Raw genomic sequence first — 24,539 nt, 5'->3', positions numbered from 1 at the left:
ACCGGCCCTAAGAGACAAAAACACACACTTCGGCGAGGGGGGCGCGCGCCTCTCATGACGCGGCCGGGGCCCCGGGGCCCCTGCCCGTCGTCGTCTTGCGTGGCGGCGCGACCTCAGAAGTTGGGCTTGCGCTTCTCGACGAAGGCGCTCATGCCCTCGCGCTGCTCGTCGCCGGCGAAGCACAGCGCGAAGAGGCTGGTCTCCAGGGCCAGGGCGCTCTCCAGGTCCTGGTCCATGCCATCGTGGATGGCCTGCTTGGCGGCGCGCACCGACGCCGGACCATTGCCGCCCAGTTGCTGGGTCAGCTCCGCCACATAGGCGGGCAACTCGCTCTGGGCCATGACCCGATTGACCAGGCCGATGCGCAGGGCCTCGGCGGCATCGATCTTGCGCCCCGTGGTGCACAGGTCGAGCGCCATGGCCGGGCCGACCCGGCGCGGCAGGCGCTGGGTGCCGCCGAAGCCGGGGATCACTCCCAAGAGCACCTCGGGCTGACCGAAGATGGCGTTGTCGCTGGCCACCGCCCAGTCGCAGGCCAGGGCCAGCTCGCAGCCGCCGCCCAGGCAGAAGCCGTTGACCAGGGCCACGGTGGGCACCGGCAGGGCCTCCAGCCGCTTGAAGGTGGCCAGCGCCTGGCGGGCGAAGCGGCGCGCCTGCTCCGGGGTCTTGGCGCGCATCTCGGCGATATCGGCGCCGGCCACGAAGGCCTTCTCGCCGGCGCCGGTGATCAGCACCGCACGCAGGTCCTCGCGGGCCTGGAGCTCGTCTAACAAACGGTCCAGTTCGCTCAGGACGGCGCTGTTGAGTGCATTGAGGGCCTGGGGACGGTTGATGGTCAGGGTGACGATGCCCGCCTGGTCGACGACTTCGATCAGTTGCTCGCTCATGGTGGCTCCTGGGACGGTGATGTCTGGTTGACGATACCTGCCCACCAACCCTAGCGAACGCTTGGTTGGGCGACAATCCCCCCTTTGTCGAGCCCTCCTCCACGGCGTCCGACCCGGCACACCACGCAACACGCCCGAGATCCGAGATCCGGGATCTCGGGCGCTATGGGCCGACGCATCGCTTAGCCGATGGAAGAGGGCCGGGGCTCGTCGGGGGGCGCGCCCGCCTCGGCATCCGTATCGAAGTAGGCGATATGATCGTCCTCCTCCCGGGGTGGGCCCACCAGGGGCTCGGCCACCTCGACCTCCGGCACCACCTCGGAGAGGTCCTCCACATGCTCGTGCTCCAGGGCCCCCTGCACCAGTTCCTCGGTCACGGTGAGCTCGGCCCCCACCACCGACTGGGGCGTGGTGGGCACGAAGGGCGCCACCGGCAGCGGCGCCGGACGCACGCTGCGCCGCCAGGCGAAGAAGAGCACCAGGAAGACGCCCAGGCCGCCCAGCGACCAGAACAGGCCGCCGTCGCCCAGTGCCGTCATCACCGGAGTGATCAAGGGCGGGCTCAGGGTCGAACCGATGGCGTTGATCAGCAGCAGGCCCTGGCTCATGCGCACCAGGGCCCCGGCGGGGGCCCGGTCGGCGGCGTGGCTGACCGCCACCGGGTAGAGGGCGAAGACGCCGCCGCCGAGGAAGAACAGCAGCCCCGCCAGGATCCAGGGCTCGCCGGGCAGCACGAGAATCGCCAGGGAAATCAGCGCGCAGAAGGCGCCGATCAGGATCAGCACCTGCTGGCGGTCGTGGCGATCGGACCAGCGGCCGATGGGGTACTGGAGCAGCATGGCGCCGAGGATCACCACCGCCATCATCTGCCCCACCCGGTCGACGCCGAGGCCGCTGCGCTGCAGGTAGAGGGGCAGCAGGGTATAGATGGCGGCCACCGCCAGTCCGGAGCCGAAGCTGCCCATCACCCCGGTGGGGGTAATGGTGATCAGCCGATGGGGTGGCAGCGGCTCGGCATGCTCGATCAGCGGCGAGACCCGTGGAATCATCGCCATGGGCAGCACCGATAACGACGCCAGCAGGCCGATCACCACGAAGGGCACCATCTCGCCGGCGGCGTCGGTAACGCCCAGCAGCAGTTGGCCGATCACCCCGGCGGCATAGAGGGCGATCATGTAGAGCGCCAGCAGGCGCCCGCGCACTCGGGAGTCAGAGGCGGTCAGCAGCCAGCTCTCGATCACCAGGAAAACCCCCACCGTGGCCCAGCCGCCGATCAGGCGCAGCACGAACCAGGCGTAGGGGTCGAGCCACAGGGACTGCAGCAGCACGGTGACCGCCACCAGGGAGGCGAAGCCGCCGTAGGCGCGGATATGGCCGATGCGCAGCAGCAGGCGATCGTTGAACAGGGCGCCCAGGGCCAGGCCGATAAAGTAGGCCGACGACACCCAGCCGATGACCAGCGCCGAGTAGCCGGCGCCATCCAGGCGCAGGGTGATCAGGGTGGCCAGGAAGCCGTTGCCGATGCCGAGGATAAAGAGCCCCAGCAAAGGCGCCAGCGCCATGGCCAACAACTGCCGCGACATAAGCGAAGCCTCGCAACGAGAAAGCGAACCAGAGAGCAAGAATAGGAGGTGCGTGGCCGGACCGGAACGGCCTGGCTAGAGAATCGCGCGGCGACTATACGCCCGGCATGCCGACCTGCCAAGCCCTTTTCGCCGAACTTCGCCGGACTTTCGCTTCAATAACGCGATGTTATCGAACCAACCACCAAAGCTTGCCGAGGCTTTCGGTTACCCCTGGCGATGGGGCTTCTGCAGCAGCACCACATCGGCGGCGGGAAACTCCACCTCCAGGCCAAGGTGCTCCGCCAGCCACCGGAAGGTCGCCTCGCCGAAGAAGCAGACGTGAGTGGGGTCGAGGATATAGTGCCAGCCGACGAAGGCCTCCCTGGAGGTCACCCGCTTGGTCATCAGCCCCAGCCAGCCGCCGGGGCGCAGCCGGCCTACCAGCCGCGCCAGCTCCTCGCCGGGGGCGTAGAGATGCTCCACCACCTCGGTGGCGGTAATAAAGTCGTAGTGGCGCTCCAGCACCTCGGGATGCGGGGCAAAGAAGGGATCGTAGATCGCCATGGGATGCCCGGCCTCCTCGAACATCACCGACAGGGTCGGCCCCGGCCCGGCACCGAAGTCGAGGCCCTCGGCGCCGGGAGCGAGCCTTGCCTTCAAGGGGGTGAAGAGCCGCCCCAAAAAGCGCCGGTAGCCCGGATCATCCGGGGAGTTCTCGTGCTGGTCGTAGACCGCCCGCTCCGCCTCGGGGGGCAGACGGTAGGCCGCCGGTACATGCACCAGGGCGCAGGCCCCACAGCGGTAGTAGTCGCGGCGGGCGTCCCGGTGGAAGTGAGCGGCCTCGACGGCGCCACAGAGCGGGCAGGGATCCGGCGAGACGGGTAGCGGGCGATCGGGTAGGGACAGGGAGGGCTTCATCATCGTATGCTTTTGACGAACGGCGCCGCCAAGGCTACCCGCTTTGGCGGCCGCTGACACCCCTCAGGAGTCATTGCCCCATGCTTGCCGCCCTCGATCATCTGCTGATTCCGGTTTCCGACCTGCCCCGCGCCGTGGATTTCTACAGCCGCGTGCTGGGCCTGGAAGTGCGCTATCGGGACGCCGGGCGGGTCGATCTGCTGCTGGACGGCCTGGCCCTGCGGCTGCTCGATCCCGCCCAGGCGACGGACCTCCAGGCCGCCACCCCCCTCCCGGGCAGCCAGGCACTGTGCCTGCGCAGCCGCCTGCCCCTGGACGAGGTGCGTCATCACCTGGACGTACTGGGCATCCCCCTGGAACAGGGCCCGGTGCCGGGCCTGGGCGCCTCGGGCCCCATCGAAGCCCTCTACCTGCGCGATCCGGAAGGCAACCTGCTGGAGATCTGCCGCCCTGCCGGCTGATGGCAACGGCGCGCCGGGCGGGTATCATGGTCGGCCGATTGGTACTTCCCAAGGATGATCGATGAACGACAACCTGCAGAACGACAGCGTGGTGGCCGAACAGGGCCAGGCCCCGGACACCACCATGGCCATGGTGGTCTATGCCCTCTTCCTGGCCAGCTTCGTGGTCGGCTTCACCGGCATCATCGGCCTGGTGATCGCCTACGTCTACCGGGGCAAGGGGCCCCAGTGGCTCGACGAGCACTACCGCTACCAGATCCGCACCTTCTGGATCGGCCTGGTCTACGGCCTGATCTGCCTGGTGCTGGCACTGATCGGTATCGGCTTCCTGCTGATGCTGGCCCTGGCGGTGTGGATGATCATCCGCTGCGTCAAGGGCTTCAAGGGGCTCCAGGAGAAGCGCGCCCCGGCCAACGTGGACACCTGGCTGGTCTGAGCCATGAGTGAGGCCAAGCATCGATACCAGGCCCGGGCCATCGCCACCCTGTGGCGATGCCTGGCCGGACGGCGGCTGGGCACCCTGTGGCGCCTGGCGCGCCTCGCCGGGCCCTTGGTGCATCGCTTCAGCCGCCGCGAACGGGAGGTCACCGAGATCAACCTGCGCGAGGTCTTCCCCGACCTGGATAGCCAATCGCGGCGCCGCCTGGCTCGGGCCAGCCTGACCCACTCCACCGCCACCATGCTGGAGCTGGGCTTCGCCTGGATGGCGCCTCCGGAACGGGTGGAGGCATCGATCCTCGCCGTCCACGGCCGCGAGCTGCTCGACGAAGCCCGGGCCTCCGGCCAAGGAGTGATCGTGCTGGCCCCCCATTTCGGCAACTGGGAGGTGCTCAACTTCTGGCTCTCCGGACACTTCCCCTTCACCGCCATGTACGAGCCCCCCAAGCTCCCCGACCTGGACCCGGTGATCCGCGACGGGCGCGAGCGCATGGGCGCGAGCCTGGTGCCCACCAACCCCCGCGGCGTGGCGGCCCTGCTCAAGGCCCTCAAGCGGGCCGAGGCGGTGGGCATCCTGCCCGATCAGGAGCCGGACTGGGGGAGCGGCGTCTTCGCACCCTTCTATGGCCGGCCGGCCTATACCGCGACCCTGCTGCCCAAGCTGGTGGCCCGCACCCGGGCCCGGGTGGTCACCGGGGTGGCCCGGCGCCTGCCCGGCCAGGGCTTCGAGATCCACTTCCTGGCCGCCGACCAGCGCGTCTATTCGCCGGACGAGGTCGAGTCCGCCACCGGCGTCAACGCCTGCGTGGAGGCCGCCATCGCCCTGGAGCCGGCCCAGTACCAGTGGGAATACAAGCGCTACCGCAAGGTGATCGAGGAGCAGCAGGGGCATCCCGACCATGGCTCCTTCCGCCTCTACTAGGCACTGTCCGAAAACTGACTGCGCTCGCCCATACGGCGTTAAAAATCGGCTCAAAGTACTCATTTACACTGCGTAAACTCCGTCTTTTCGCCGATTTTTGCCTTGCCTGGCCTTCGCTCGCCGACTTTTCAGACAGCGCCTAGCGCCAAATAAATGGAAAATATTTCCATAAACCAACCTGGTATCTGATCGCCAAGCTGCTAGACTAGGCCCGACGCTTGACGGGGTGCCGGTAGACCGGCTGAGATGGCGCGGGCTGGCAGGCCACTGACTTGCCACCGAGCGCCGATCCCGTAGAACCTGATCCGGGTGAAATGGTGCGCTGTCGCGCCCATATGAACCGGCGTAGGGAATCAGGCGGGCCCTGGCCTGGTCGCCATTCGCCCTCCCCCTCTCGCCCCACTCCGGATCCCACCACCGGAGGTTGCATGGGCTACGCTTTCGACGATCTCAAGGGTGCCTGCCATCATGACTGGCGCGCCTATATCGAGCACGACTTCGTGCGCCAGCTGGGCGCCGGCACCCTGGAGGCCGGGGCCTTCCGCCACTACCTGAAGCAGGACTACCTGTTCCTGATCCACTTCTCCCGGGCCTATGCCCTGGCCGCCTACAAGAGCCGGTCGCTGGCCGACCTGCGCCATGCCCATGCCGGCCTCAAGACCATCCTCGACGTGGAGCTGCAGCTGCATATCGACTTCTGCCGCGACTGGGGCATCGACGAGGCGGAGCTCGCCGCCCTGCCGGAGGCCAAGGCCACCCTGGCCTATACCCGCTATGTGCTGGATACCGGCAACCGCGGCGACCTCCTCGACCTGCATGTGGCCCTGGCTCCCTGCCTGGTGGGCTATGGCGAGATCGCCCAGTGGCTGGCCGCCCAGTCCTTCACGGTGCGCGGCGAGGCCAACCCCTATGACGCCTGGATCGCCATGTACGCCGGCGATGACTTCCAGGCCGCCATGCGCGACGAGATCGCCTGGCTGAACGGCCGCCTGGCGGAGGTCACGCCGCGGCGCTTCGAGGAGCTGGCCACGGTATTCCGCGATGCCACGCGCCTCGAGATCGACTTCTGGCAGATGGGCCTGGATCGCGCCGACTAGCCCACAGTCTTTATACCTATTGCCACTGCGCGGACGTGAGGGGCGCCGGGGACAGGTCGTAGAGGGGGTCCTATGCCAGGGATGGCATCGGTAGCGCCCAGGGAGGGGTTCACAGCGCCCCTCGTAGACCTGTCGCCGGATCAGCCCCGGACTCCAGGCAGGACTTCCCGGCAATAAACCCGCCCGCTGGCGATAGCGGGCACCACACGCTTGACGGGGTGCCGTTGATGACGGCTGAGATCATGCCCTCCCACCATAGAGACAGCATGGATCCCGTTGAACCTGAACTGGCTAGGACCAGCGTAGGGATCAAGCGACACGCCGCCGGCACCCACTCGCCGGCCGCCCCTGTCCTCCCCAGCTGTCCTCCCTGACAAGACCCCGACAACCCTAGGGAGAACACCATGAGCAAGACCGCCCACTTCCTCGCCGAGACCGCCAGGGTCGACGCCGCCGCCGTCCAGCCGCTGCCCGGCTCGCGCAAGGTCTATGTGGAAGGCTCGCGCCCGGACATCCGCGTGCCCTTCCGCGAGATCAGCCTCTCGCCCACCAAGACCTCCGGTGAGGACGAGGCCAACCCGCCGCTGCTGGTCTATGATACCTCCGGCCCCTACACCGACCCGGAGGCCCGCATCGACCTGCGCAAGGGACTGCCCGAGCTGCGCCGCGCCTGGATCGAGGAGCGGGGTGACACCGAGTTCCTCGATGGCCCGACAAGCGAGTACGGAAAGCGTCGCGCCAATGACCCGACGCTGGCCCAGCTGCGCTTCGACCTGACCCGCACCCCGCGCCGCGCCAAGCCCGGGAAAAACGTCACCCAGCTCCACTACGCCCGCCAGGGGATCATCACCCCGGAGATGGAATTTATCGCCCTGCGCGAGAACCAGCGCCGCCAGGCGCTGGGAACGGAAGAGGTCGAACGCATCCTCGGCCACCAGCATCCGGGTCAGGGCTTCGGCGCCCGCCTGCCCGAGGAGATCACTCCGGAGTTCGTGCGCCGGGAAGTGGCCGAGGGCCGGGCGATCATCCCCAACAATATCAACCACCCGGAGTCCGAGCCGATGATCATCGGCCGCAACTTCCTGGTGAAGATCAACGGCAACCTGGGCAACTCGGCGGTCACCTCCTCCATCGAGGAGGAAGTGGACAAGATGACCTGGGGCATCCGCTGGGGCGCCGACACCATCATGGACCTCTCCACCGGCCAGAACATCCACGAGACCCGGGAGTGGATCATCCGCAACGCCCCGGTGCCGATCGGCACCGTGCCCATCTACCAGGCCCTGGAGAAGGTCAAGGGGGTCGCCGAGGACCTCACCTGGGAGGTGTTCCGCGATACCCTGATCGAGCAGGCCGAGCAGGGCGTGGACTACTTCACCATCCACGCCGGCGTGCTGCTGCGCTATGTGCCGCTGACCGCCAAGCGGGTCACCGGCATCGTCTCCCGGGGCGGCTCGATCATGGCCAAGTGGTGCCTCTTCCACCACAGGGAGAGCTTCCTCTACACCCACTTCGAGGAGATCTGCGAGATCTGCAAGCAGTACGATGTCGCCTTCTCCCTGGGTGACGGCCTGCGTCCCGGCTCGGTGGCCGACGCCAACGACGAGGCGCAGATGGCCGAGCTCAAGACCCTGGGGGAGCTGACCCGTATCGCCTGGAAGCACGACGTCCAGGTGATGATCGAGGGCCCCGGCCACGTGCCCATGCACCTGGTCAAGGAGAACATGGACAAGCAGCTCGAGTACTGCGACGAGGCGCCCTTCTATACCCTGGGACCGCTGGTCACCGATATCGCGCCGGGCTACGACCACATCACCTCGGGCATCGGCGCGGCGATGATCGGCTGGTACGGCTGCGCCATGCTCTGCTACGTGACCCCCAAGGAGCACCTGGGCCTGCCCAACAAGGACGACGTCAAGACCGGCATCATCACCTACAAGATCGCCGCCCACGCCGCCGACCTGGCCAAGGGTCACCCGGCCGCCCAGCGCCGCGACAATGCGCTCTCCAAGGCGCGCTTCGAGTTCCGCTGGGAGGACCAGTTCAACCTCGGCCTGGACCCGGACACCGCCCGCGAGTACCACGACGAGACCCTGCCCAAGGACTCCGCCAAGGTGGCCCACTTCTGCTCCATGTGCGGGCCCAAGTTCTGCTCCATGAAAATCACCCAGGAGGTGCGCGACTACGCCGCCGAGCACGGCCTCACCGGCGACGCCGAGGCGGTGATGAAGGGCATGGAGGAACAGGCGGAGAAGTTCCGCGACACGGGCCGCGAGCTCTACCAGGAAGTCTGAGCCCGGCCCTTATCGGGCCAGAGACGACGACGCCCCCGCCGTGAGCGGGGGCGTCGTGAATGACGGGCGCGAGTTAGAAGTGATAGCGCAGCCCGACGCTGGCGGCATCGAAATTGAAGTCGGACTTGTCGAGGTAACGGATATAGTCGGCGCCCACGGAGAGGTTGGGGGCGACTTCGAATTCGGCCCCGGCCCCATAGGAGAAGTCGCTCTCGCGATCTCGCCCACCCGGCGAGAAGTCGAAGCGAGCCTCGGAGTAGCCCAGCAGGCCATAGAGCCGGAACTCCTGGGAGATCGGCAGAATCCCCTTGGCGAAGCCACCGACCACATAGTCGAGCTCGACCTTGGTGCCCCCCACCCGATCGGAGCCACCGGTACCCAGGTGCCCCTCCACGGCGAAGAACTCGTTCAACTGAACGCCGCCCCGCAGTCGCAGGCCCACGTCATTGACCGAGGAACTCCCCTTAGGGTCAAGGTCCCAGAACATGGCATCGCCCCCCACATATCCCTGGGGATAGAAGCCATGCTGATTGGCCTGCGCCGTGGTAGCGAAGGACCCTGCCGCCAGAAGGGCCGCGGCAGATGCGGCAACAAGAAATCTCATGACCACCTCCATTAAAGAACGGTGTTTTTTAACACCTCTCGCAGTGTGGCTCAGAGTTCCCCAGGGCGCAAATGAAATGTTTTCAGTCCCGAGCCCGACTGCAGTAGCTCGACTCCACCCACCAGGCATCGGCACTAGCCGTTAGTCGGCGAAGCGAATATCCTGAGGAGACCTTGCCCCTATCCAGGAGAGCACGATGTCCGGCCTGCTGCCCGATGTGGATCCCGATGGCCTGCTGGAGTATTCGGTGGTCTACACCGACCGCGCCCTCAACCATATGTCCCGCGCCTTCCAGACAGTGATGACCGATCTTTCCACCACCCTCAAGCGGGTCTATGGTGCCGAGGCGGCAGTGATCGTGCCGGGGAGCGGTACCTTCGGCATGGAGTCGGTGGCTCGCCAGTTCGCCACCGACCAGAAGGTCCTGGTGGTTCGTAACGGCTGGTTCAGCTACCGCTGGAGCCAGATCTTCGCCATGGGCGATATCCCCGCCAGCGAGGTGGTACACAAGGCCCGCCGCCAGGGTGAAGGTGCCCGGACGCCCTTCGCTCCCGCGCCCATCGAGGAGGTGGAGGCCAGCATCGCCACCGAGCGCCCGGCCCTGGTCTTCGCCCCCCATGTGGAGACCGCCTCCGGCATGCTGCTGCCGGATGACTATATCCGCCGCCTGGCCGAGGCGGTGCATGCGGTGGGCGGCCTGCTGGTACTGGACTGCATCGCCTCCGGCACCCTCTGGGTGGACATGCAAGCCAGCGGGGTGGACGTGCTGATCAGTGCCCCCCAGAAGGGATGGAGCGGCAGCCCCTGTTGCGCCATGGTGATGCTCTCCGAGCGCGGCCGCCAGCGCCTGGAGGCCACCACCAGCAGCAGCTTCGCCATGGACCTGGGCAAGTGGCACGCCATCATGCAGGCCTATGAGCAGGGCGGTCACGCCTACCACGCCACCCTGCCCACCGACGGCCTGCGCCGCCTGCGCGATATCATGGAGGAGACCGAGCGGGTCGGCTTCGTGCGGGTTCGCGATGCCCAGCTGGAACTCGGTCGCCGGGTGCGCGAACTCCTCGCGGCTCGAGGCTTCGCCAGCGTGGCTGCCGAGGGGTTCGCTGCCCCCGGGGTGGTGGTGAGCTATACCGAGGATGCCGGCATCGCCGCCAAGTTCATGGCCGCCGGCCTGCAGGTGGCCGCCGGAGTGCCCCTGCAGTGCGACGAGGGCGACGACTTCCAGACCTTCCGTATCGGCCTGTTCGGCCTCGACAAGCTGCTCGACGTGGAGCGTAGCGTGACCACCCTGGCCGAGGCCCTGGACCGGCTGAGCTGACCGGCAACGGCGCTGGAGCAGAACGACGAAGGGGTGGCCTAAGGCCACCCCTTCGAGCTTCCAACAGACTGCTAGGCGCCACTTAATCCCCGCGGCAACATGCCCAGGTTGTTCTCCACCCGCTTAACGCCGGGGATGTCTTCCGCGGCCACCTGGGCCGCCTTGCGTTGCTCGGCGCTGTCCACCAGGCCCCACAGCTGCACCTCGCCCTGAACCACGATGACATTGATCTGGCCCAGGCCCAGGGTCTCCTCCAGCTCCTTATGGAGGCGGTCGCGAATGGCCCGATCATCCACGGTGGCGCCCTCCTCCAGGCCCGCCACCGAGAAACCGCGCAGCAGGTTGGCCCGGCTGATGATGCCGACCAATCGCCCCTCCTCGGTGACCGGCACCCGCTTGATGCGATGCTTCTCCAGCAAGCGGGCGATCTCGTCCAGCGGCATGTCTCGCTTCACCTGGATCACCGGCGCAGTCATCACCTGCTCGGCGGTGCGGCCATGGGACTTGATATAGTCCAGGGGGCTCGCCGGCGTCTCGAACAGGGCGCGCAGCCAGTGGCGCGGCCGCTCGCCATTGGCCTCGATGCGGCGCATCAGATCGCCCTCGCTGACGATCCCCAGCACCCGCTGCTCGGCATCCACCACCGGCACCGCACTGATATGATTCTCCAGCAGCAACCGCGCCACCTCCTGCACCTGGGTATCCGGAGCGACGGTGATGACATTGGGCGTCATGATATCCACGGCTTGCATAGCATTCCCTCGTTGGCCTGGGCCCGGGAGGCCAGGATCGGCTCCCGATGCCTGATCATTCTCTGAATGTAGCAGAGTCGCGAATCACGACGCTTGATCCAGGACAAGTCCCCTTTGCCCGGCCCGCAGGGAATCGGCGCCAGGCCGACGGGGTTGCTGGCGGTCGATCGGGGTTGACCGATCGTCACCTGAATCACGGATTGGGAGAGGCGTTGATCGATCGGATGAGGCGAATGACAGGCGATTCAAGTCGTCGGATCGAAAGAAGTTCACCGAAAGCCCGGGATTCGCAGTAGATCGGCGTTAAGTCCGACGGGCTGCTAGAGTGGAATCATACCCGCCCATCGCAGGAGAGACGCCCATGACGGTGCCCGACCGCCCCAGTCGCGTGCTAGCCCCATCACGACGCGCCCAGCTCTCGCTGTTCGCCAGGAATTTCTTCAAGCATCCGCGCATGCTGGGTTCCATTATCCCCAGCTCTCCCTTTCTGGTGCGGCGGCTCCTCGATCGGGTGGAGTGGGACCGAGCCCGGGTGGTGGTGGAGTACGGCCCCGGGGTGGGTACCATCACCCGGGAGATCCTGGCCCGGCTGCCCCCGGACGCCACCCTCCTGGCCCTGGAGACCAACCCGGATTTCGTCGCCTACCTGGGGGAGTCGCTCCCCGACCCGCGCCTGCAGGTGGTGGCCGGCTCCGCCGAGACCATCCAGGCGGAGTTGAGCCGGCTGGACCTGCCACCCGCTGACTATATCGTCGCCGGGATCCCCTTCAGCACCATGCCCGGCGAGTGCCGCGAGCGCATTCTCCACGACAGCCGGGAAGCGCTGAGCGATGAGGGCGCCATGCTCATCTATCAATTCTCGCCCAAGGTGGGAGGCGACCTGCGCCGCCTCTTCACCCGGGTCGAGAAAGGCTTCGAACCGCTCAATATCCTGCCGGCCCATCTCTATACCTGCCACCGCTGATCTCCCGGCCATCGCCCCCCACCGGGCACCCACCCGACGGGGGCGATAATCAGGCGGCCCGTTCGTCGCCCAGCACCCCCTTGGCCTTGGCGACATGGGTGGCGATGGCATCCATCAGGGTGGGCGACAGGCAGTCATAGGGCTCCAGCTTGAGCTGCCGCAGCCGCTCACGGATCACCGGCATGCGTCCCGGATCGACCCCGGACTCGATGATCGACGAGACGAAGGCGGCGAAGCCCGGCGGCGCCCAGCCGCCATGGTGGGAGAGCTCCGGGTGGATGAAATCGAGGCCATAGAAGGGATGGCCCTTCTGCTCGATGCGCCCGAACAGATGCACGCCACAGCCGGTGCAGGCGTGGCGACGGATCGCCGCCTTGCGGTCGAGGATCTCGAGCTTTTCCGGATGCGCGATGACATGCACGCTGGCCCGGGGCACGACCGCCACCTGGGAGAACAGGGCGCCCTCGGGCTTCCAGCACTTGGTGCAGCCGCACAGGTGGTTATGCTGACACTGCTCATGGATGGCCACCACCACCTGCTGCTCCTTGCAGCGACACAGCAGGGTGGCTCCGTCGAAGTCCGGATCGGCCGGCGTGATGCCGTTATCCACCGCCGGATGCAGCTTGACGGTATCGTTCATGGTGACGCCTCCTCTAGGGAATCCCGGAAGGCCAGGCCTTCCGGCGCGACACCTATCAGTGTAGATCCGTCGGTGGCTCATGCACCGAGTCGCGGATCACCCGCCGTGCTCCGACCCGCCCCGGCTCGATGACCGGCGCCTGGGTTAATCCGTCGGCGGCTCACGCACCGAGTCGCGAATCACCCGTTGCGGCGCGATTCGCACCTGCTCGAAGACCGGCTCCTTGGCGGCGATGGCCGCCGTCAACAGCCGGCAGGCCTCACGACACAGGCGGTCGGTCTGCTGACGCAGGGTGGTCAGGGAGGGAGAGAGCAGGCGAGCGATCTCGATATCGTCGTAGCCGATGATCGACAGCGCCTCGGGGACCCGCCAGCCGCGGCGAGTCGCCTCACCGATGGCCCCCAGGGCCAGCAGGTCGTTGAAGGCGAACAGCGCCGTGGGACGCCGCGGACCGGCGGCCAGCGCCTGGATGGCGGCCTCGCCACCGCCGACCTCCAGGTTGCCGGCCTGGACCCAGGCCGGCTCGACCTCGAGCCCCGCCTCGGCGAGGGCGCGCCGAAAGCCGCGATAGCGCTGCCGGGACTGGTAATGGTCCGCGGGGCCGGTAATGCAACCGATCTCTCGATGGCCCTGCTCGATCAGGTAGCGGGTGGCCAGGTAGCCGCCCTGCTCGGAATCATCGACGACGCTGGCCAGGGTCGGGGCCTCGTTGTCCATCAGCACCACCGGGAAGGGGCAGGCGGTGAGCAGCGCCAGGAACTCCTCGGAGATCACCGACTCCAGCACCAGCAGGCCATCGATGCGTTTGCCCTTGAGGGTGCGAATATAGCTGCGCTGCCTGTCGATATCGCGCCCGGAGTTGCACAGCATCAGGTTGAAGCCCGCCGCATAGAGGGCCGCCTCCACCCCGGAAACCACCTCGGCGAAGTAGGGGTTGGTGGAGCTGGTGACGATCATCCCGACGGTATGGGTGACGTTCTTCTTCAACGACTGCGCCGAGCTGCTGGGGGTGTAGTCGAGGCGCTCGATGGCCGCCATCACCCGAGCCCGGGTCTCCGGCTTGACGAAGCGGGTGTCGTTCACCACATGGGAAACGGTGGAGACCGAGACCCCCGCCGCCTTCGCCACATCGGTAATCGTCACCATCCGCTGCCTCCGCCATTGCACTCATTGACCGCCCGACCTGCCGACCGGTATCGCCTCGCCCCGGGGACCGGTTCCGGGTCGCGATGCTCAGGATACGCGATCCGGGCCGCCGCCGCCCAGGGATGCACCAGATAACCCCTTGATTTTCTGACCAAGCCACACGGTGGGCAGCTCAGGGCCCGCCAGGTGTCGGTGCCGGGATCTGCTTGCCAGGCTAGCCTATCGGACAAATAAAAACGATTGCGCAATCGTTTTTATTTGCCTAGGGTAGGCAAAAAACAACCACAAGACCCAGAGGCAAGCTCCCATGCCAGCCCACTCGCTTCCCTATTCCGACAGGCGCCTCTCGAGAAGGCACCCGCGCCCTCTCCGCACCATCCGGTGCCGCCGCCACACTCGGCGCCCCGACCCAGCCGCCGCCTCCCGCTCAGCACGCCCTCGATCCGGCCCCGCCGGCGACCCGCCCGTGCCTGCCCGGCGAGCCCTGAACTAGCCTCAACCCTCAGGATCAAGACAGTGACACTCTCTACGCCCCTCACTCCCCCCAGCGGTGATGCTCCCGACGTCGTCGTCGTCGGCAGCCTCAACATGGACCTGGTGGTGCGCACGCCACGCCATCCCGTGCCCGGCGAGACCCTGCTCGGCCACGGCTTCGCCACCACCCCCGGCGGCAAGGGCGCCAACCAGGCCGTGGCCGCGGCGCGCCTGGGCGCCGCCACGGTGATGGTCGGCTGCCTCGGCGACGACGCCCATGGTCATGCCCTGCGCGACAACCTCTCTCGCGAAGGCATCCGGCACCAGGCCGTGCGCACCAGCGCCGCCGGAGCAACCGGCGTGGCCATGATCCAGGTCGATGACGCCAGCCAGAACAGCATCGTGGTGATCCCCGGCAGCAATGCCGAGCTCACGCCAGCCGATGTGGAGGCCGCCGAGGCCCTGCTGGCCTCGGCCAGACTGGTGGTCTGCCAGCTGGAAGTGCCGCTCGAGACGGTACGCCACGCCTTCGAGCGCGCCCGGGCCCATGGTGCCACCACCCTGCTCAACGCCGCCCCGGCCATGGCGCTGCCCGGCGAACTGCTCGCCCTGGTCGACTGGCTGGTGGTCAACGAGAGCGAGGCCGAGGCCCTTAGCGGCTGCCCCGTGGCCGACCCCGACCAGGCGGCCCGGGCCATCGAGCGGCTCCAGGCCCTGGGCTGTCGCCGGGTACTGATCACCCTGGGCGCCCAGGGCGTCGTGGCGGGCCTCGAGTCGGGCCTCCACCACGCCCCCGCCCGGCCGGTCACGGCGGTGGATACCACCGGCGCCGGCGATACCTTCGTCGGCGCCTTCGCCGCGGCCCTGGCCCGCGGCGCCGAGGTGATCACGGCCCTACAGGAGGGCCAGGCCGCCGCCGCCATCGCCGTCACCCGCCCGGGCGCCCAGACGGCGATCCCCTATCGCCACGAACTCCCCCCCGCCACTCCCTGAGGAGAACAACAATGACCTCCGCCCCTGCTCACAAGGTGATCTTCGATACCGACCCGGGCGTCGACGACGCCATGGCGCTGCTCTTCCTGCATCGCCACCCGGCCATCGAGCTGCTCGGCATCACCACCGTGCACGGCAATGCCGGCATCGACACCACCACCGCCAACGCCTGCTACCTGGCCGAGCGCTTCGCCATCGAGGTGCCCATCGCCCGCGGCGCCCGGGAGCCCCTGGCGATGGCCAAGTCGCCGCCGCCGGCCATGGTGCATGGCGACGACGGCCTGGGTAACGTCGGCCAGAGCTTCGCGCCGAGCCGCACGCCGGACCCGCGCCCCGCCTATCGCTGGATCATCGACACCGTCCGCGCCCACCCCGGCGAGGTGACCCTGGTGGCGGTGGGGCCCCTGACCAACCTGGCCCTGGCCCTCAAGGAGGACCCGGCGATCGCCGAGCTGGTCAAGGCGGTGGTGATCATGGGCGGCGCCTTCGGCGTCGGCGGCCAGGGCGGCAATGTCACCCCGGCGGCGGAGGCCAATATCCACGGCGACCCCCTGGCCGCCGACCTGGTCTTCACCGCCCCCTGGCCGGTCACCGCGGTGGGCCTGGACGTGACCCACCGGGTGTTGATGAGCAACGCCGACTTCGCCCGCCTGCGCGACCAGGGCGGCGAGGATGGCGACTTCATGTGGCAGATCTCCCGCCATTACGTGGGCTTCTACTCGGCCCGGGAGGCCATCGACGGCTGCTATGTCCACGACTCCAGCGCCGTGGCCTATGTGATCGACCCGAGCCTGTTCGAGGTGCGCCGGGGGCCGGTGCGCGCGGTCACCGACGGCATCGCCATGGGCCAGACCCTGCAGCGCCCCGACGACCGGGACTTTCCCCCCGGCGACTGGGACGGCCTGCCCTCCCAGGGCGTCTGCGTGGGTGTGGACGCCGAGCGCCTGCTGACCCTCTTCATGGAAACCTTTATCGACACCGAGGAGACCGCGTCATGAGTCGACTGAGCCGCATCGCCGACTTCGGCCAGCAGGTCTGGCTGGACCAACTGTCGCGCCAGCTGCTGCGCGGCGGCCGGCTGCGCCGCCTGATCGAGGAGGACGCCATCGCCGGGGTCACCTCCAACCCGGCGATCTTCCACCAGGCCCTCGCCGAGGACCCGCTCTACCAGGAGGACCTGGCCCGGCTGCGCGCCGAGGCGCCGGACCCGGAGCGCCGCTTCGAGGCCCTGGTGCTGCCCGATATCCGCGAGGCCTGCGACCTGCTGCGTCCCCGCTACGATGAATCGCGGGGTGACAAGGGCTATGTCAGCTTCGAGGTCTCGCCGCGCCTGGCCCAGGACGCCGACGCCACCCTGGCCGAGGCCCGCCGGCTGTGGACGGCCATCGACCGTCCCAACGCCATGATCAAGATCCCGGCGACGCCGGCCTGTCTGCCGGCGATCCGCGACGCCGTCGCCGCCGGGATCAATATCAATGTCACCCTGATCTTCTCGCCGCGCCAGCTCGACGCCGTCTTCGCCGCCTTCCGCGAGGGCCTGGCCGCCCGCCATGCCGCCGGACTACCGGTCGCCGGCCTGCGCGGGGTGGCCAGCGTCTTCCTCAGCCGGGTCGATGCCCGCCTCGACCCGCGGCTGGCGGAAGCCGCTCCCGAGCTGCGCGGCACCGCCGCCATCGCCTCCGCCAGGGCCGCCTATGCCCGCTGGCAGGACGTGTTCGGCGGCGACGATTTCGCCGCCCTGGGCGCCGCCGGCGCCCGGCCGCCGAGCTGCCTGTGGGCCAGCACCGGCACCAAGGACCCGGCCTACTCCGACGTGCGCTACGTGGAGGAGCTGATCGGTCCCGACACCGTCAACACCGTGCCGGCGGCGACCCTCGAGGCCTTCGCCGACCACGGCGAGGCCGCCGAGACCCTGACCCGGGACCTCGACGCCGCCCGGCGGCAGCTCGCCGCACTGACGGCCCTCGGCATCGATCTCGACGCCGAGGGCGACGCCCTGCAAGCGGAGGGCCTGGCCGCCTTCGACCGCGCCTTCGACGCCCTGCTCGAGCGGGTCGCCTGACCCCCTTACCCTCACAAGGAGAACAAGATGCCTCTTTCCCAAGCTTCCCGTCGCCTGCTGCCGGCCCTGCTCGGCGGCGCCCTGCTGGCCCCCACCGCCCTGCAGGCCGATACCCTGACCCCCGTCTGGTCCTTCGCCAATGCCTCGCTCAACTACCTGGACTGGTCTGGCGGCACCGAGCGGCGAACCGCCGACAACGCCGCCAAGAGCGACTTCTTTTACCTGGAACTGGAGGGCGGCGCCGGCTTCGAGTGGGGCGAGTTCTACGGCTTCGCCGATCTCGAGAACCCGGGCAACAGCCGCTTCGACGCGGCCAGCGGCGGCCAGGACAATCGCCGTACCGCCGCCAAGCTGACCTCGCACTTCTACCTGGGCGACTCGCCCTTCTCCCTCTATGCCCATGTCTACGACTTCCGCGACCCGGGCTTCAACAGCCGCGAGCAGGACCAGGTCCTCGGCCTGGGCTTCCGCCACACCTTTGCCAACGGCCTCTGGGTCAAGCCCTTCTTCGGGGCGGCCCGGGTGCAGAGCAGCGGCCACACCGGCATGAACGGCTACATGGCCGGCTGGGTCGCCGGCTACGACTTCCAGGCCTTCGACCAGGCCTTCAGCGTCACCAACTGGCACGAACAGACCTTCGCCCGCGCCGACGCCTACCTCGAGCAGAACTATGTCGGCGAGGCGGCCGGCCCGGTCGGCACCAATGGCGCGGTGAGCCTCTGGTGGCACCCCCATGAGCGGCTCACCACCGGGGTGCAGTACCGCTATGCCAACAACAAGCTGGGCACCCCCGACGCCTACCAGAACGCCATGATCTACACCCTCAAGTTCAACTTCCTGTAAGGGCCCCGCGCCCCGACAGCCCGGATCATGAAGGAACTCCAATGACAATCACCATGAGCCTGGTCGGCATGGCGTCGCTGATCGCCATCGCCCTGATCTTCTCCACCAACCGCCGCGCCATCCGCCTGCGCACCGTGGGTGGCGCCTTCGCCATCCAGGCCGGCATCGGCGCCTTCGTGCTCTATGTGCCCGCCGGCCAGACGATGCTCGCCGCCGTCTCCGCCGCGGTCAGCCAGGTGGTCATGTATGCCAACGACGGCATCGACTTCCTGTTCGGCGGCCTGGCCGACCCCAGCGGGGTCGGCTTCGTGTTCGCCATCAAGGTCTTGCCGGTGATCATCTTCTTCTCCTCGCTGATCGCCGTGCTCTACTACCTGGGCATCATGCAGTGGGTGATCCGCCTGCTGGGTGGCGCCCTGCAGCGGGTGCTGGGCACCTCGCGCACCGAGTCGCTGTCGGCCACCGCCAATATCTTCGTCGGCCAGACCGAGGCGCCCCTGGTGGTACGTCCCTTTATCGCGCGGATGACCCCGTCGCAGCTCTTCGCGGTAATGTGCGGCGGCCTGGCCTCGGTGGCCGGCTCGGTGCTGGCCGGCTATGCGGCGCTGGGCATTCCCATGGAGTACCTGGTGGCCGCCTCCTTTATGGCCGCCCCGGGCGGGCTCTTGTTCGCCAAGCTGATCATGCCGGAGACCGAGACGCCGGAGGACAGCGTCTCCGCCGCCGAGGCGCGCCTCGAGGCGGAGGAGGAGCGGCCCAGCAATGTGCTCGACGCCGCCGCCGCCGGGGCCACCTCGGGCCTCAAGCTGGCCGCCAATGTGGGCGCCATGCTGCTCGCCTTTATCGGCCTGATCGCCCTGATCAACGGCATGCTCGGCGGCCTGGGCGGCTGGTTCGGCCTGGAGTCGCTGAGCCTGGAGCTGCTGCTCGGCTGGCTCTTCGCGCCCCTGGCCTTCCTGCTCGGTATCCCCTGGGAGGAGGCGACCCTGGCCGGCTCCTTCCTCGGTCAGAAACTGGTGGTCAACGAGTTCGTCGCCTATATCAACCTGGCGCCCTATATCTCCGGCGACCAGCTGGTGGCCGCCACCGGCCAGGCGATGACGCCCCATACCATGGCGATCCTCTCCTTCGCCCTGTGCGGCTTCGCCAACCTCTCCTCGGTGGCCATCCTGCTCGGCGGCCTGGGCAGCATCGCCCCCAGCCGTCGCCACGACATCGCCCGCTTCGGCCTCAAGGCGGTGCTCGCCGGCACCCTCTCCAACCTGATGTCGGCCTCGATCGCCGGCTTCTTCCTGGCCCTGGCCTAAAGCGATAACGCAGCACGCCCCCGGGGAGAGCTTCCCTGGGGGCGTGCTGTCATGGACATCGTAGGTGCGATCTCTCGATGTCGGGCGTCTTAGCCCTGCTGGGGCTCGGCTTCCAGCGCGCCGAAGCGTTCGCGCAGCCAGGCATTGATCGCATCGGACTCGTAGAGCCAGTCGACGCTGCCATCGGCTTGCTCGATGCGCAGGCAGGGCACCTTGACCCGGCCGCCGCCTTCCAGCAGCGCCTGGCGGTGGTCGGGGTCGAGCTGGGCATCGCGCAATTCGATGCTCAGGTCCAGGCGGGCCATCTCCTTACGCACCTTGACGCAGAAGGGGCAGGCGCGGAACTGGTAGAGCGCCAGGGACCGGCACTGGCGATCCACCTCGGCCTGGGCCTCGGCACTGCGGCTCACCGCCGCCTTGGGGGTGGAGAGTTTCTCGGCCAGCAGCATCAGCGGCGTGAGCAGCAGGCGCAGGGTGCGGAAGAAGTAGCGGATCAGCACTCGCATGGCATCCTCGTAACAAGAAAGGGTGGATAACACGCCAGCATACCCTATCGCCCCCCCTCCTGTCGGGGCACCACCGTCACCTCCTCGATATCCACCACCCGTGAGCGGTTCATCACGATCTTCCAGCGCTGGATCACCGCCTCGCCGTCGCCGCTACGCTCCCGGGTCACCAGGTTGATCAGGTGGCGGCGCTCCACCCGTTCGCGACTCACCTCCTCCCCCTCCAGGCGGTAGACCAGGTGGCTGGCCTTGTCCATCAGTCGCGCCACCAGGCTGAGGTCCAGGGTCAGGGTCTCGCGCACCTGCTCATAGCCGCTCAGGAAGCGGGTCGGCGATATCCGCGAGCTGGAGCGGTAGTGCAGCACCACCTCCTCCCGCTGGGCCACGTTGCGCTTGCGCGCCCACTTGATCTCGTCGTCCAGCTTCACGTAGCGCTGGTAGTCGCACCACTCCAGCTGGCGCCCCACCAGCGCCTGGCTGGTGGGGTCCTGGTACTGGCGCCGCCACTTGGGGCGCCCCTTGCGCAGCAGCCGCCACAGGGTATTGCGCAGGTCATCCTTGAACACCTCGCGCAGGGCATAGATCACCGCCAGCACCAGCACGAAGAGGGCGGTGATATCGCCCAGGGACTCCCGAGCCTGCAGCAGCCCCAGGGAGACGAAGACCATCACCACCGCCGTGGCCAGCGCCTTGACCGCCTTCTGCTCGCCGCCCCCCAGCTCCTGGGTGCGCTGGCGCAGGGTCAGGGGGTACTCGATCAGGCGGCGCAGCAGGCGCATCTTGTTGGACATCCGGGTGGGATCCTCCACCACCCGGGGCGAGTTGTACTCCTCGGCCTCGCGATGCGCCGCCTCCGCCTCGCAGACCGCCACCAGGCGCCGGCGCATCCCGGCATAGTCGGTCTCCCGGGGTAGCTGACAGAGCAGCTCCAGCAGCCGCTGCTCGGTGAACCAGGAGAGGTAATTGTCGATATTGGTGTAGTACTTGAGCAGGCTCTCGCGCTCCGGCACGTTGCGCCGCAGCCGCTTGAGGATATCCACGGCCAGCGCCACCACCTCCTCGAAGCGCGCTTCGAGGGCCTCGATAGCGTCCTCCGAGGCCTCGCGGCGCTTGTCGCCGCGCCGCTCCTTGAGCCGCGCCTTCAGCTCGCGCACCGCCCCCTCCAGGGCCACCACGTACTGGTAGGCATAGAGGCTCAGGCTCAGGCGATACTGGTCGCTGCCCAGCTCGTTGCGCCGGGCCAGGCGGCTATGCACCAGGGGCAGCTGGTGGCGGTCGCTGTAGTAGGTGCGGCTGAGGTGGATGGCGTTATGGTAGAAGGCCTGCTCCGAGACCACCGCCGCCGAGAGGTCCAGCTCCGCGGGCACGAAGAGGTAGAGATCGAGCTTGTGGGAGCTGGACTCGCGCAGCACCCGGGACAGCTTGAGATGAAACCCTTCCCTGCGCTCCAGTGTGATCACACCACCGCTCCCTGACGCCGCGTCGAAAGCCTTACGTTATACCAAGGGGCCCCACACCACCACGGCGCCGACCCGGAAGGGCATCGCCGGTCGGACGCATGGTATGATTCCGCGACAGCTAATGGACAGCGGATCGACGATACGACCATGCAACGGATGCTTGCGACGCCCCGCCACGACTGGTGCAGCCAGGCGGAGGCCCTCGGCTTTCACTTCCACTCCCTGGATGGCGAACCCTACTGGGACGAGAGCCTCTACTACCGCTTCAGCCTGCGCCAGGTCGAAGAGGATATCGAGGCACCCAGTGCCGAACTCGAGGCCATGTGCCTGGCCCTGGTGGCCGAGGCCATCGACAGCGAGGCGCTGCTCGCCCGGATGGCGATTCCCGAGGCCTTCTGGCCCCTGGTGCGCGATAGCTGGAAACGCGACGAGCCGGCACTCTATGGGCGCATGGACCTCTGCTACGACGGGCATGGTCCGGCCAGGTTCTACGAGTACAACGCCGATACCCCCACCTCCCTCTACGAGGCGGCCTTCTTCCAGTGGGTCTGGCTCGAGCAGTGCCGCGAGGCCGGGCGGCTACCGGCACATGCCGATCAGTACAACCGGATCCAGGAGGCCCTGATCGCCCGCCTCGCGATGCTGGGCGAGCGCCAGGCTCCCCTGCACCTGGCCTGCTGCCCGGAGCATATCGAGGACATGGGCACCGTCACCTACCTGGCCGACTGCGCCGCCCAGGCCGGCCTCGAACCGGTCCTGACCTATATCGACGACATCGGCCACCGGCCCGGCGCCGGCTTCATCGACCTGAATGACACCCCCATTCGCCAGCTCTTCAAGCTCTACCCCTGGGAGTGGTTATTCCAGGAGCCCTTCGCCGCGCATATCGACTCGCGGACCACCCGCTTTATCGAGCCGGCCTGGAAGAGCCTGCTGTCCAACAAGGCGATCCTGCCCCTGCTCTGGGAGCGCCATCCCGGCCATCCCAACCTGATTCCCGCCTGCTTCGCCGATGCCCCGGACTCGGCGCCGCTGGGCGAACGCTGGGTGCGCAAGCCCTTCTTCTCCCGCGAGGGCGCCAATATCGCCATCGAGACCCCCACGGGCGTTACCACCCGGGTGCCAGGTCCCTATGACCAGGGCCCGGCGATCCTTCAGGCCTGGACGCCGCCCCCCGACGTCGGCGGCCGCCACCCGATCATCGGCAGCTGGCTGGTGGGAGGCGAGCCGGTGGGCATGGGGGTGCGCGAGGATGACAGCCCCATCACCCGGGACAGCTCCCGCTTCGTGCCGCACATCATCCTCGATTGAGCGCCACGCCCGCCGGCGTCTCCTCCAGCAGCCGGCGGGCGCAGCGCGGCAGCTGTGACTGCAACCACCAGTCGACGCCGCGGACCAGCAGCCAGGCGACGGCGACCCACAGGTGCCCGGACAGGAAGACGACGAAGCTCTCGCCGGCCAGCAGGGCGGCCAGCAGAATGGGTTCCACCAGGATCAACACGAGCGCCAGCGCGCCCCCGTCCACCGGACGCAGCAGGACCTCCTTGGCGGATCGGGGCACCCAGAGCGGGTGCTCGCGGAAGGCGCGCCGGTCCAGCTTGCCCAGATAACCCCGTCCCACGTCCAGGTGCCAGTTCATCTCGTTCTGCTCATGCACCAGGCGCCGGGCCTCCGCCCCCACCAGGGGCTCCACCCGACCGCTGCCCAGGTGGATCAGCAGATGATCCTCCGGACGGAAGAGATAGAGGTCCCGGTAATAGCCATGGCGACCACTCCAGAGCAGGAACAGCCCCCAGATGAGGCTCCAGGCCAGCAGCATCAGGGTGAAGTTATTCAACGGCCAGAGCGCGATTCCCAACGCCTGCTGCCCCCCCAGGAAGAAGCAGACCAGGACCGGTACCCCATAGGCGATCGTCACCATCGGCAGCGACCACCCCCGCCCCTGGAGGATGCCTTCGCCACGCTCGTCGTCTCGGGCAATGATTGTCAGCGGCGATTCCATGAGCCCTCCGTGATTTCCATCCAGGCCAGGGCCCACTCCGAGGAGGCCCAGAGCGGGTCTCGGGATAGCGGCGTGGCCGCGGGGACCAACACCAGCCCCTGGCGCGACTCGCCCAGGCGCCGGGTTGCCAGCAGCAGGGCCGGCATGGGCGGCTCGCCATAACTCGAGCGCCGCGACACGCCGACGCCGGCGACCCCCTCGACCCAGTCGGGTAGCGTCAGCTCCGCCATCCATTCCTGCCAGTCGCCCAGCCCCGCCAGGCGATGATCGCGCAGCAGCAGGCGACCATCCCGATGCAGCGCCGAGAGTCCCGGCGGCCAGGCCCCGGGGAAATCGACGTCGAGCGTCTCCAGCCCCTCGAGGGGCGTCGTGGCCAGGTGCCGCCACAGGGCGCCCAGCACCTGCAACTGAGCGGCACTGGCCGTGGTGATCGGCAACGCCAGCTCGCGCCCGCCACGGGTAGTGGCCCGGGTATCGCGCTCGGTGTGCCATCCCCAGGTCCCGCGCTGACGCCACTGCCGGGCCATCTCCTGGCCGCTCCGCCACTCGCCATCGCGATATTCCCAGACGATCCAGAGTCGCTGCTCAGGATGATCGGAGCGCGACGAGGCGACCCCCGGCCCCACGCAGTGGGACACCGCGGTGGGTAGCGGCAGCGGGTAGGCCAGCTCGGGCAGGCTGCAACCGCGCTGGTGATAGCTCGACAGGGGACGCGCCCCATGGCCACGCAGCCCCACCACCGGCAGGGTCTCCGGCGCCTCGCGAAAACGCTGGCGCAGCGACTCGATCAGCGGCTGGGCGGCCTCGATCCGCGCCTCCAGGCGATCGGCGGCCAGTGGCATCGAGAAAGACAGCAACACCACCAGGAGGCCCCCATGCCAGGACA

At 68.1% G+C, this 24,539-nt stretch carries 24 protein-coding genes and 2 riboswitches; of the genes, 13 read left to right on the top strand and 11 right to left on the bottom strand.

Annotated features, from left to right (window positions below):
- Positions 1–113: 113 nt before the first annotated feature.
- The 3 genes from IHD13_RS15050 to IHD13_RS15040 all read right to left on the bottom strand — a co-directional run bounded on the left by IHD13_RS15050 (position 114) and on the right by IHD13_RS15040 (position 3,370).
- A complete protein-coding gene (locus IHD13_RS15050; RefSeq protein WP_195861848.1) occupies positions 114–887 on the bottom strand; it encodes an enoyl-CoA hydratase-related protein in 774 nt (257 codons plus the stop codon).
- Positions 888–1,069: 182 nt separating this feature from the next.
- Positions 1,070–2,470: an MFS transporter gene (locus IHD13_RS15045; RefSeq protein WP_195861847.1), complete on the bottom strand. Its 1,401-nt coding sequence runs from the start codon at positions 2,468–2,470 to the stop codon at positions 1,070–1,072.
- 207 nt (positions 2,471–2,677) lie between these two features.
- Positions 2,678–3,370 carry a class I SAM-dependent methyltransferase gene (locus IHD13_RS15040; RefSeq protein ID WP_195861846.1) on the bottom strand — a complete coding sequence of 231 codons (693 nt, stop codon included), beginning with the start codon at positions 3,368–3,370 and terminating at the stop codon, positions 2,678–2,680.
- A gap of 80 nt (positions 3,371–3,450) precedes the next feature.
- Between IHD13_RS15040 and IHD13_RS15035 the strand changes: the two genes are divergently transcribed.
- The 5 genes from IHD13_RS15035 (at position 3,451) to thiC (ending at position 8,582) form a co-directional block, all read left to right on the top strand.
- Entirely contained in the window at positions 3,451–3,831 is a 381-nt protein-coding gene (locus IHD13_RS15035; RefSeq protein ID WP_195861845.1) for a VOC family protein, read from the top strand.
- A 61-nt stretch (positions 3,832–3,892) separates the two neighbouring features.
- A complete protein-coding gene (locus IHD13_RS15030; RefSeq protein WP_195861844.1) occupies positions 3,893–4,267 on the top strand; it encodes a DUF4870 family protein in 375 nt (124 codons plus the stop codon).
- 3 nt (positions 4,268–4,270) lie between these two features.
- On the top strand, positions 4,271–5,191 hold the full coding sequence (locus IHD13_RS15025; RefSeq protein WP_195861843.1) for a lysophospholipid acyltransferase family protein: 921 nt from the start codon (positions 4,271–4,273) through the stop codon (positions 5,189–5,191).
- Between the two features lie 212 nt (positions 5,192–5,403).
- A riboswitch (TPP riboswitch) is annotated at positions 5,404–5,561 on the top strand.
- A 58-nt stretch (positions 5,562–5,619) separates the two neighbouring features.
- A complete protein-coding gene (tenA, locus tag IHD13_RS15020; RefSeq protein ID WP_195861842.1) occupies positions 5,620–6,288 on the top strand; it encodes a thiaminase II in 669 nt (222 codons plus the stop codon).
- A 204-nt stretch (positions 6,289–6,492) separates the two neighbouring features.
- Positions 6,493–6,614: riboswitch (TPP riboswitch) on the top strand.
- 78 nt (positions 6,615–6,692) lie between these two features.
- Complete coding sequence (gene thiC, locus IHD13_RS15015; RefSeq protein ID WP_195861841.1) at positions 6,693–8,582, top strand: phosphomethylpyrimidine synthase ThiC; 1,890 nt, start codon at positions 6,693–6,695, stop codon at positions 8,580–8,582.
- 73 nt (positions 8,583–8,655) lie between these two features.
- On the opposite strand, the gene IHD13_RS15010 is transcribed toward thiC, so the two are convergent.
- Positions 8,656–9,186 carry a porin family protein gene (locus IHD13_RS15010; RefSeq protein WP_195861840.1) on the bottom strand — a complete coding sequence of 177 codons (531 nt, stop codon included), beginning with the start codon at positions 9,184–9,186 and terminating at the stop codon, positions 8,656–8,658.
- Between the two features lie 196 nt (positions 9,187–9,382).
- Between IHD13_RS15010 and IHD13_RS15005 the strand changes: the two genes are divergently transcribed.
- A complete protein-coding gene (locus IHD13_RS15005) occupies positions 9,383–10,504 on the top strand; it encodes an aminotransferase class V-fold PLP-dependent enzyme (RefSeq protein ID WP_195861839.1) in 1,122 nt (373 codons plus the stop codon).
- A 71-nt stretch (positions 10,505–10,575) separates the two neighbouring features.
- Here the strand turns inward: IHD13_RS15005 and IHD13_RS15000 are convergent, their stop codons facing one another.
- Entirely contained in the window at positions 10,576–11,256 is a 681-nt protein-coding gene (locus IHD13_RS15000) for a CBS domain-containing protein (protein WP_195861838.1), read from the bottom strand.
- Positions 11,257–11,617: 361 nt separating this feature from the next.
- Here IHD13_RS15000 and IHD13_RS14995 point away from each other — a divergent pair, with 361 nt between their 5' ends.
- The gene (locus IHD13_RS14995; RefSeq protein WP_195861837.1) at positions 11,618–12,220 is read left to right on the top strand and encodes a class I SAM-dependent methyltransferase; all 603 of its coding nucleotides are present in this window, start codon (positions 11,618–11,620) and stop codon (positions 12,218–12,220) included.
- Positions 12,221–12,269: 49 nt separating this feature from the next.
- Here the strand turns inward: IHD13_RS14995 and gfa are convergent, their stop codons facing one another.
- On the bottom strand, positions 12,270–12,860 hold the full coding sequence (gfa, locus tag IHD13_RS14990; protein ID WP_195861836.1) for an S-(hydroxymethyl)glutathione synthase: 591 nt from the start codon (positions 12,858–12,860) through the stop codon (positions 12,270–12,272).
- Between the two features lie 144 nt (positions 12,861–13,004).
- Entirely contained in the window at positions 13,005–14,006 is a 1,002-nt protein-coding gene (locus IHD13_RS14985) for a substrate-binding domain-containing protein (protein ID WP_195861835.1), read from the bottom strand.
- A gap of 516 nt (positions 14,007–14,522) precedes the next feature.
- Between IHD13_RS14985 and rbsK the strand changes: the two genes are divergently transcribed.
- Genes rbsK through IHD13_RS14960 form a run of 5 tightly spaced genes read left to right on the top strand, consistent with a single transcriptional unit; the run spans position 14,523 to position 19,685 of the window.
- The gene (rbsK, locus tag IHD13_RS14980) at positions 14,523–15,473 is read left to right on the top strand and encodes a ribokinase (protein WP_326838369.1); all 951 of its coding nucleotides are present in this window, start codon (positions 14,523–14,525) and stop codon (positions 15,471–15,473) included.
- An 11-nt stretch (positions 15,474–15,484) separates the two neighbouring features.
- Complete coding sequence (locus IHD13_RS14975; protein WP_195861834.1) at positions 15,485–16,471, top strand: nucleoside hydrolase; 987 nt, start codon at positions 15,485–15,487, stop codon at positions 16,469–16,471.
- Positions 16,468–17,535 (top strand): transaldolase, encoded by a 1,068-nt coding sequence (tal, locus tag IHD13_RS14970; RefSeq protein ID WP_195861833.1) that lies wholly within the window; start codon positions 16,468–16,470, stop codon positions 17,533–17,535. The genes IHD13_RS14975 and tal overlap by 4 nt, the downstream gene beginning before the upstream one ends.
- A 27-nt stretch (positions 17,536–17,562) precedes the next feature.
- Positions 17,563–18,378: an outer membrane protein OmpK gene (locus IHD13_RS14965; protein ID WP_195861832.1), complete on the top strand. Its 816-nt coding sequence runs from the start codon at positions 17,563–17,565 to the stop codon at positions 18,376–18,378.
- A 41-nt stretch (positions 18,379–18,419) separates the two neighbouring features.
- The gene (locus IHD13_RS14960) at positions 18,420–19,685 is read left to right on the top strand and encodes a NupC/NupG family nucleoside CNT transporter (RefSeq protein ID WP_195861831.1); all 1,266 of its coding nucleotides are present in this window, start codon (positions 18,420–18,422) and stop codon (positions 19,683–19,685) included.
- 89 nt (positions 19,686–19,774) lie between these two features.
- Here the strand turns inward: IHD13_RS14960 and IHD13_RS14955 are convergent, their stop codons facing one another.
- Together IHD13_RS14955 and IHD13_RS14950 are read right to left on the bottom strand one after the other, a co-directional pair.
- Positions 19,775–20,191 carry a glutaredoxin family protein gene (locus IHD13_RS14955; RefSeq protein ID WP_195861830.1) on the bottom strand — a complete coding sequence of 139 codons (417 nt, stop codon included), beginning with the start codon at positions 20,189–20,191 and terminating at the stop codon, positions 19,775–19,777.
- A gap of 44 nt (positions 20,192–20,235) precedes the next feature.
- Entirely contained in the window at positions 20,236–21,651 is a 1,416-nt protein-coding gene (locus IHD13_RS14950) for a hypothetical protein (protein WP_195861829.1), read from the bottom strand.
- Between the two features lie 147 nt (positions 21,652–21,798).
- Between IHD13_RS14950 and IHD13_RS14945 the strand changes: the two genes are divergently transcribed.
- Positions 21,799–22,962, top strand: a complete 1,164-nt coding sequence (locus tag IHD13_RS14945) for a glutathionylspermidine synthase family protein (RefSeq protein WP_195861828.1) — start codon at positions 21,799–21,801, stop codon at positions 22,960–22,962.
- Here the strand turns inward: IHD13_RS14945 and IHD13_RS14940 are convergent.
- Both IHD13_RS14940 and IHD13_RS14935 read right to left on the bottom strand, forming a co-directional pair.
- Positions 22,949–23,653, bottom strand: a complete 705-nt coding sequence (locus tag IHD13_RS14940) for a hypothetical protein (RefSeq protein ID WP_195861827.1) — start codon at positions 23,651–23,653, stop codon at positions 22,949–22,951. The genes IHD13_RS14945 and IHD13_RS14940 overlap by 14 nt on opposite strands.
- A complete protein-coding gene (locus IHD13_RS14935; protein WP_195861826.1) occupies positions 23,638–24,516 on the bottom strand; it encodes a hypothetical protein in 879 nt (292 codons plus the stop codon). Before IHD13_RS14935 ends, IHD13_RS14940 begins: the two co-directional genes overlap by 16 nt.
- Positions 24,517–24,539: the final 23 nt, after the last annotated feature.

Origin of the sequence: Halomonas sp. 328 (assembly GCF_015645095.1) — a bacterium.
Lineage (GTDB): Bacteria > Pseudomonadota > Gammaproteobacteria > Pseudomonadales > Halomonadaceae > Bisbaumannia.
This window is presented reverse-complemented; position numbering and strand designations above follow the sequence as displayed.

Bases quoted from the DNA above. Each gene is read 5' to 3' on its own strand.
- IHD13_RS15010 (WP_195861840.1), bottom strand. From the start codon at position 9,186: ATGAGATTTCTTGTTGCCGCATCTGCCGCGGCCCTTCTGGCGGCAGGG.
- IHD13_RS15005 (WP_195861839.1), top strand. From the start codon at position 9,383: ATGTCCGGCCTGCTGCCCGATGTGGATCCCGATGGCCTGCTGGAGTAT.
- tal (WP_195861833.1), top strand. From the start codon at position 16,468: ATGAGTCGACTGAGCCGCATCGCCGACTTCGGCCAGCAGGTCTGGCTG.
- gfa (WP_195861836.1), bottom strand. From the start codon at position 12,860: ATGAACGATACCGTCAAGCTGCATCCGGCGGTGGATAACGGCATCACG.
- IHD13_RS14940 (WP_195861827.1), bottom strand. From the start codon at position 23,653: ATGGAATCGCCGCTGACAATCATTGCCCGAGACGACGAGCGTGGCGAA.
- IHD13_RS15000 (WP_195861838.1), bottom strand. From the start codon at position 11,256: ATGCAAGCCGTGGATATCATGACGCCCAATGTCATCACCGTCGCTCCG.
- IHD13_RS14955 (WP_195861830.1), bottom strand. From the start codon at position 20,191: ATGCGAGTGCTGATCCGCTACTTCTTCCGCACCCTGCGCCTGCTGCTC.
- IHD13_RS15050 (WP_195861848.1), bottom strand. From the start codon at position 887: ATGAGCGAGCAACTGATCGAAGTCGTCGACCAGGCGGGCATCGTCACC.
- IHD13_RS14975 (WP_195861834.1), top strand. From the start codon at position 15,485: ATGACCTCCGCCCCTGCTCACAAGGTGATCTTCGATACCGACCCGGGC.
- IHD13_RS15040 (WP_195861846.1), bottom strand. From the start codon at position 3,370: ATGAAGCCCTCCCTGTCCCTACCCGATCGCCCGCTACCCGTCTCGCCG.
- IHD13_RS14965 (WP_195861832.1), top strand. From the start codon at position 17,563: ATGCCTCTTTCCCAAGCTTCCCGTCGCCTGCTGCCGGCCCTGCTCGGC.
- IHD13_RS14960 (WP_195861831.1), top strand. From the start codon at position 18,420: ATGACAATCACCATGAGCCTGGTCGGCATGGCGTCGCTGATCGCCATC.
- IHD13_RS14985 (WP_195861835.1), bottom strand. From the start codon at position 14,006: ATGGTGACGATTACCGATGTGGCGAAGGCGGCGGGGGTCTCGGTCTCC.
- tenA (WP_195861842.1), top strand. From the start codon at position 5,620: ATGGGCTACGCTTTCGACGATCTCAAGGGTGCCTGCCATCATGACTGG.
- IHD13_RS14945 (WP_195861828.1), top strand. From the start codon at position 21,799: ATGCAACGGATGCTTGCGACGCCCCGCCACGACTGGTGCAGCCAGGCG.
- IHD13_RS14995 (WP_195861837.1), top strand. From the start codon at position 11,618: ATGACGGTGCCCGACCGCCCCAGTCGCGTGCTAGCCCCATCACGACGC.
- IHD13_RS15030 (WP_195861844.1), top strand. From the start codon at position 3,893: ATGAACGACAACCTGCAGAACGACAGCGTGGTGGCCGAACAGGGCCAG.
- IHD13_RS15035 (WP_195861845.1), top strand. From the start codon at position 3,451: ATGCTTGCCGCCCTCGATCATCTGCTGATTCCGGTTTCCGACCTGCCC.
- IHD13_RS15025 (WP_195861843.1), top strand. From the start codon at position 4,271: ATGAGTGAGGCCAAGCATCGATACCAGGCCCGGGCCATCGCCACCCTG.
- IHD13_RS15045 (WP_195861847.1), bottom strand. From the start codon at position 2,470: ATGTCGCGGCAGTTGTTGGCCATGGCGCTGGCGCCTTTGCTGGGGCTC.
- thiC (WP_195861841.1), top strand. From the start codon at position 6,693: ATGAGCAAGACCGCCCACTTCCTCGCCGAGACCGCCAGGGTCGACGCC.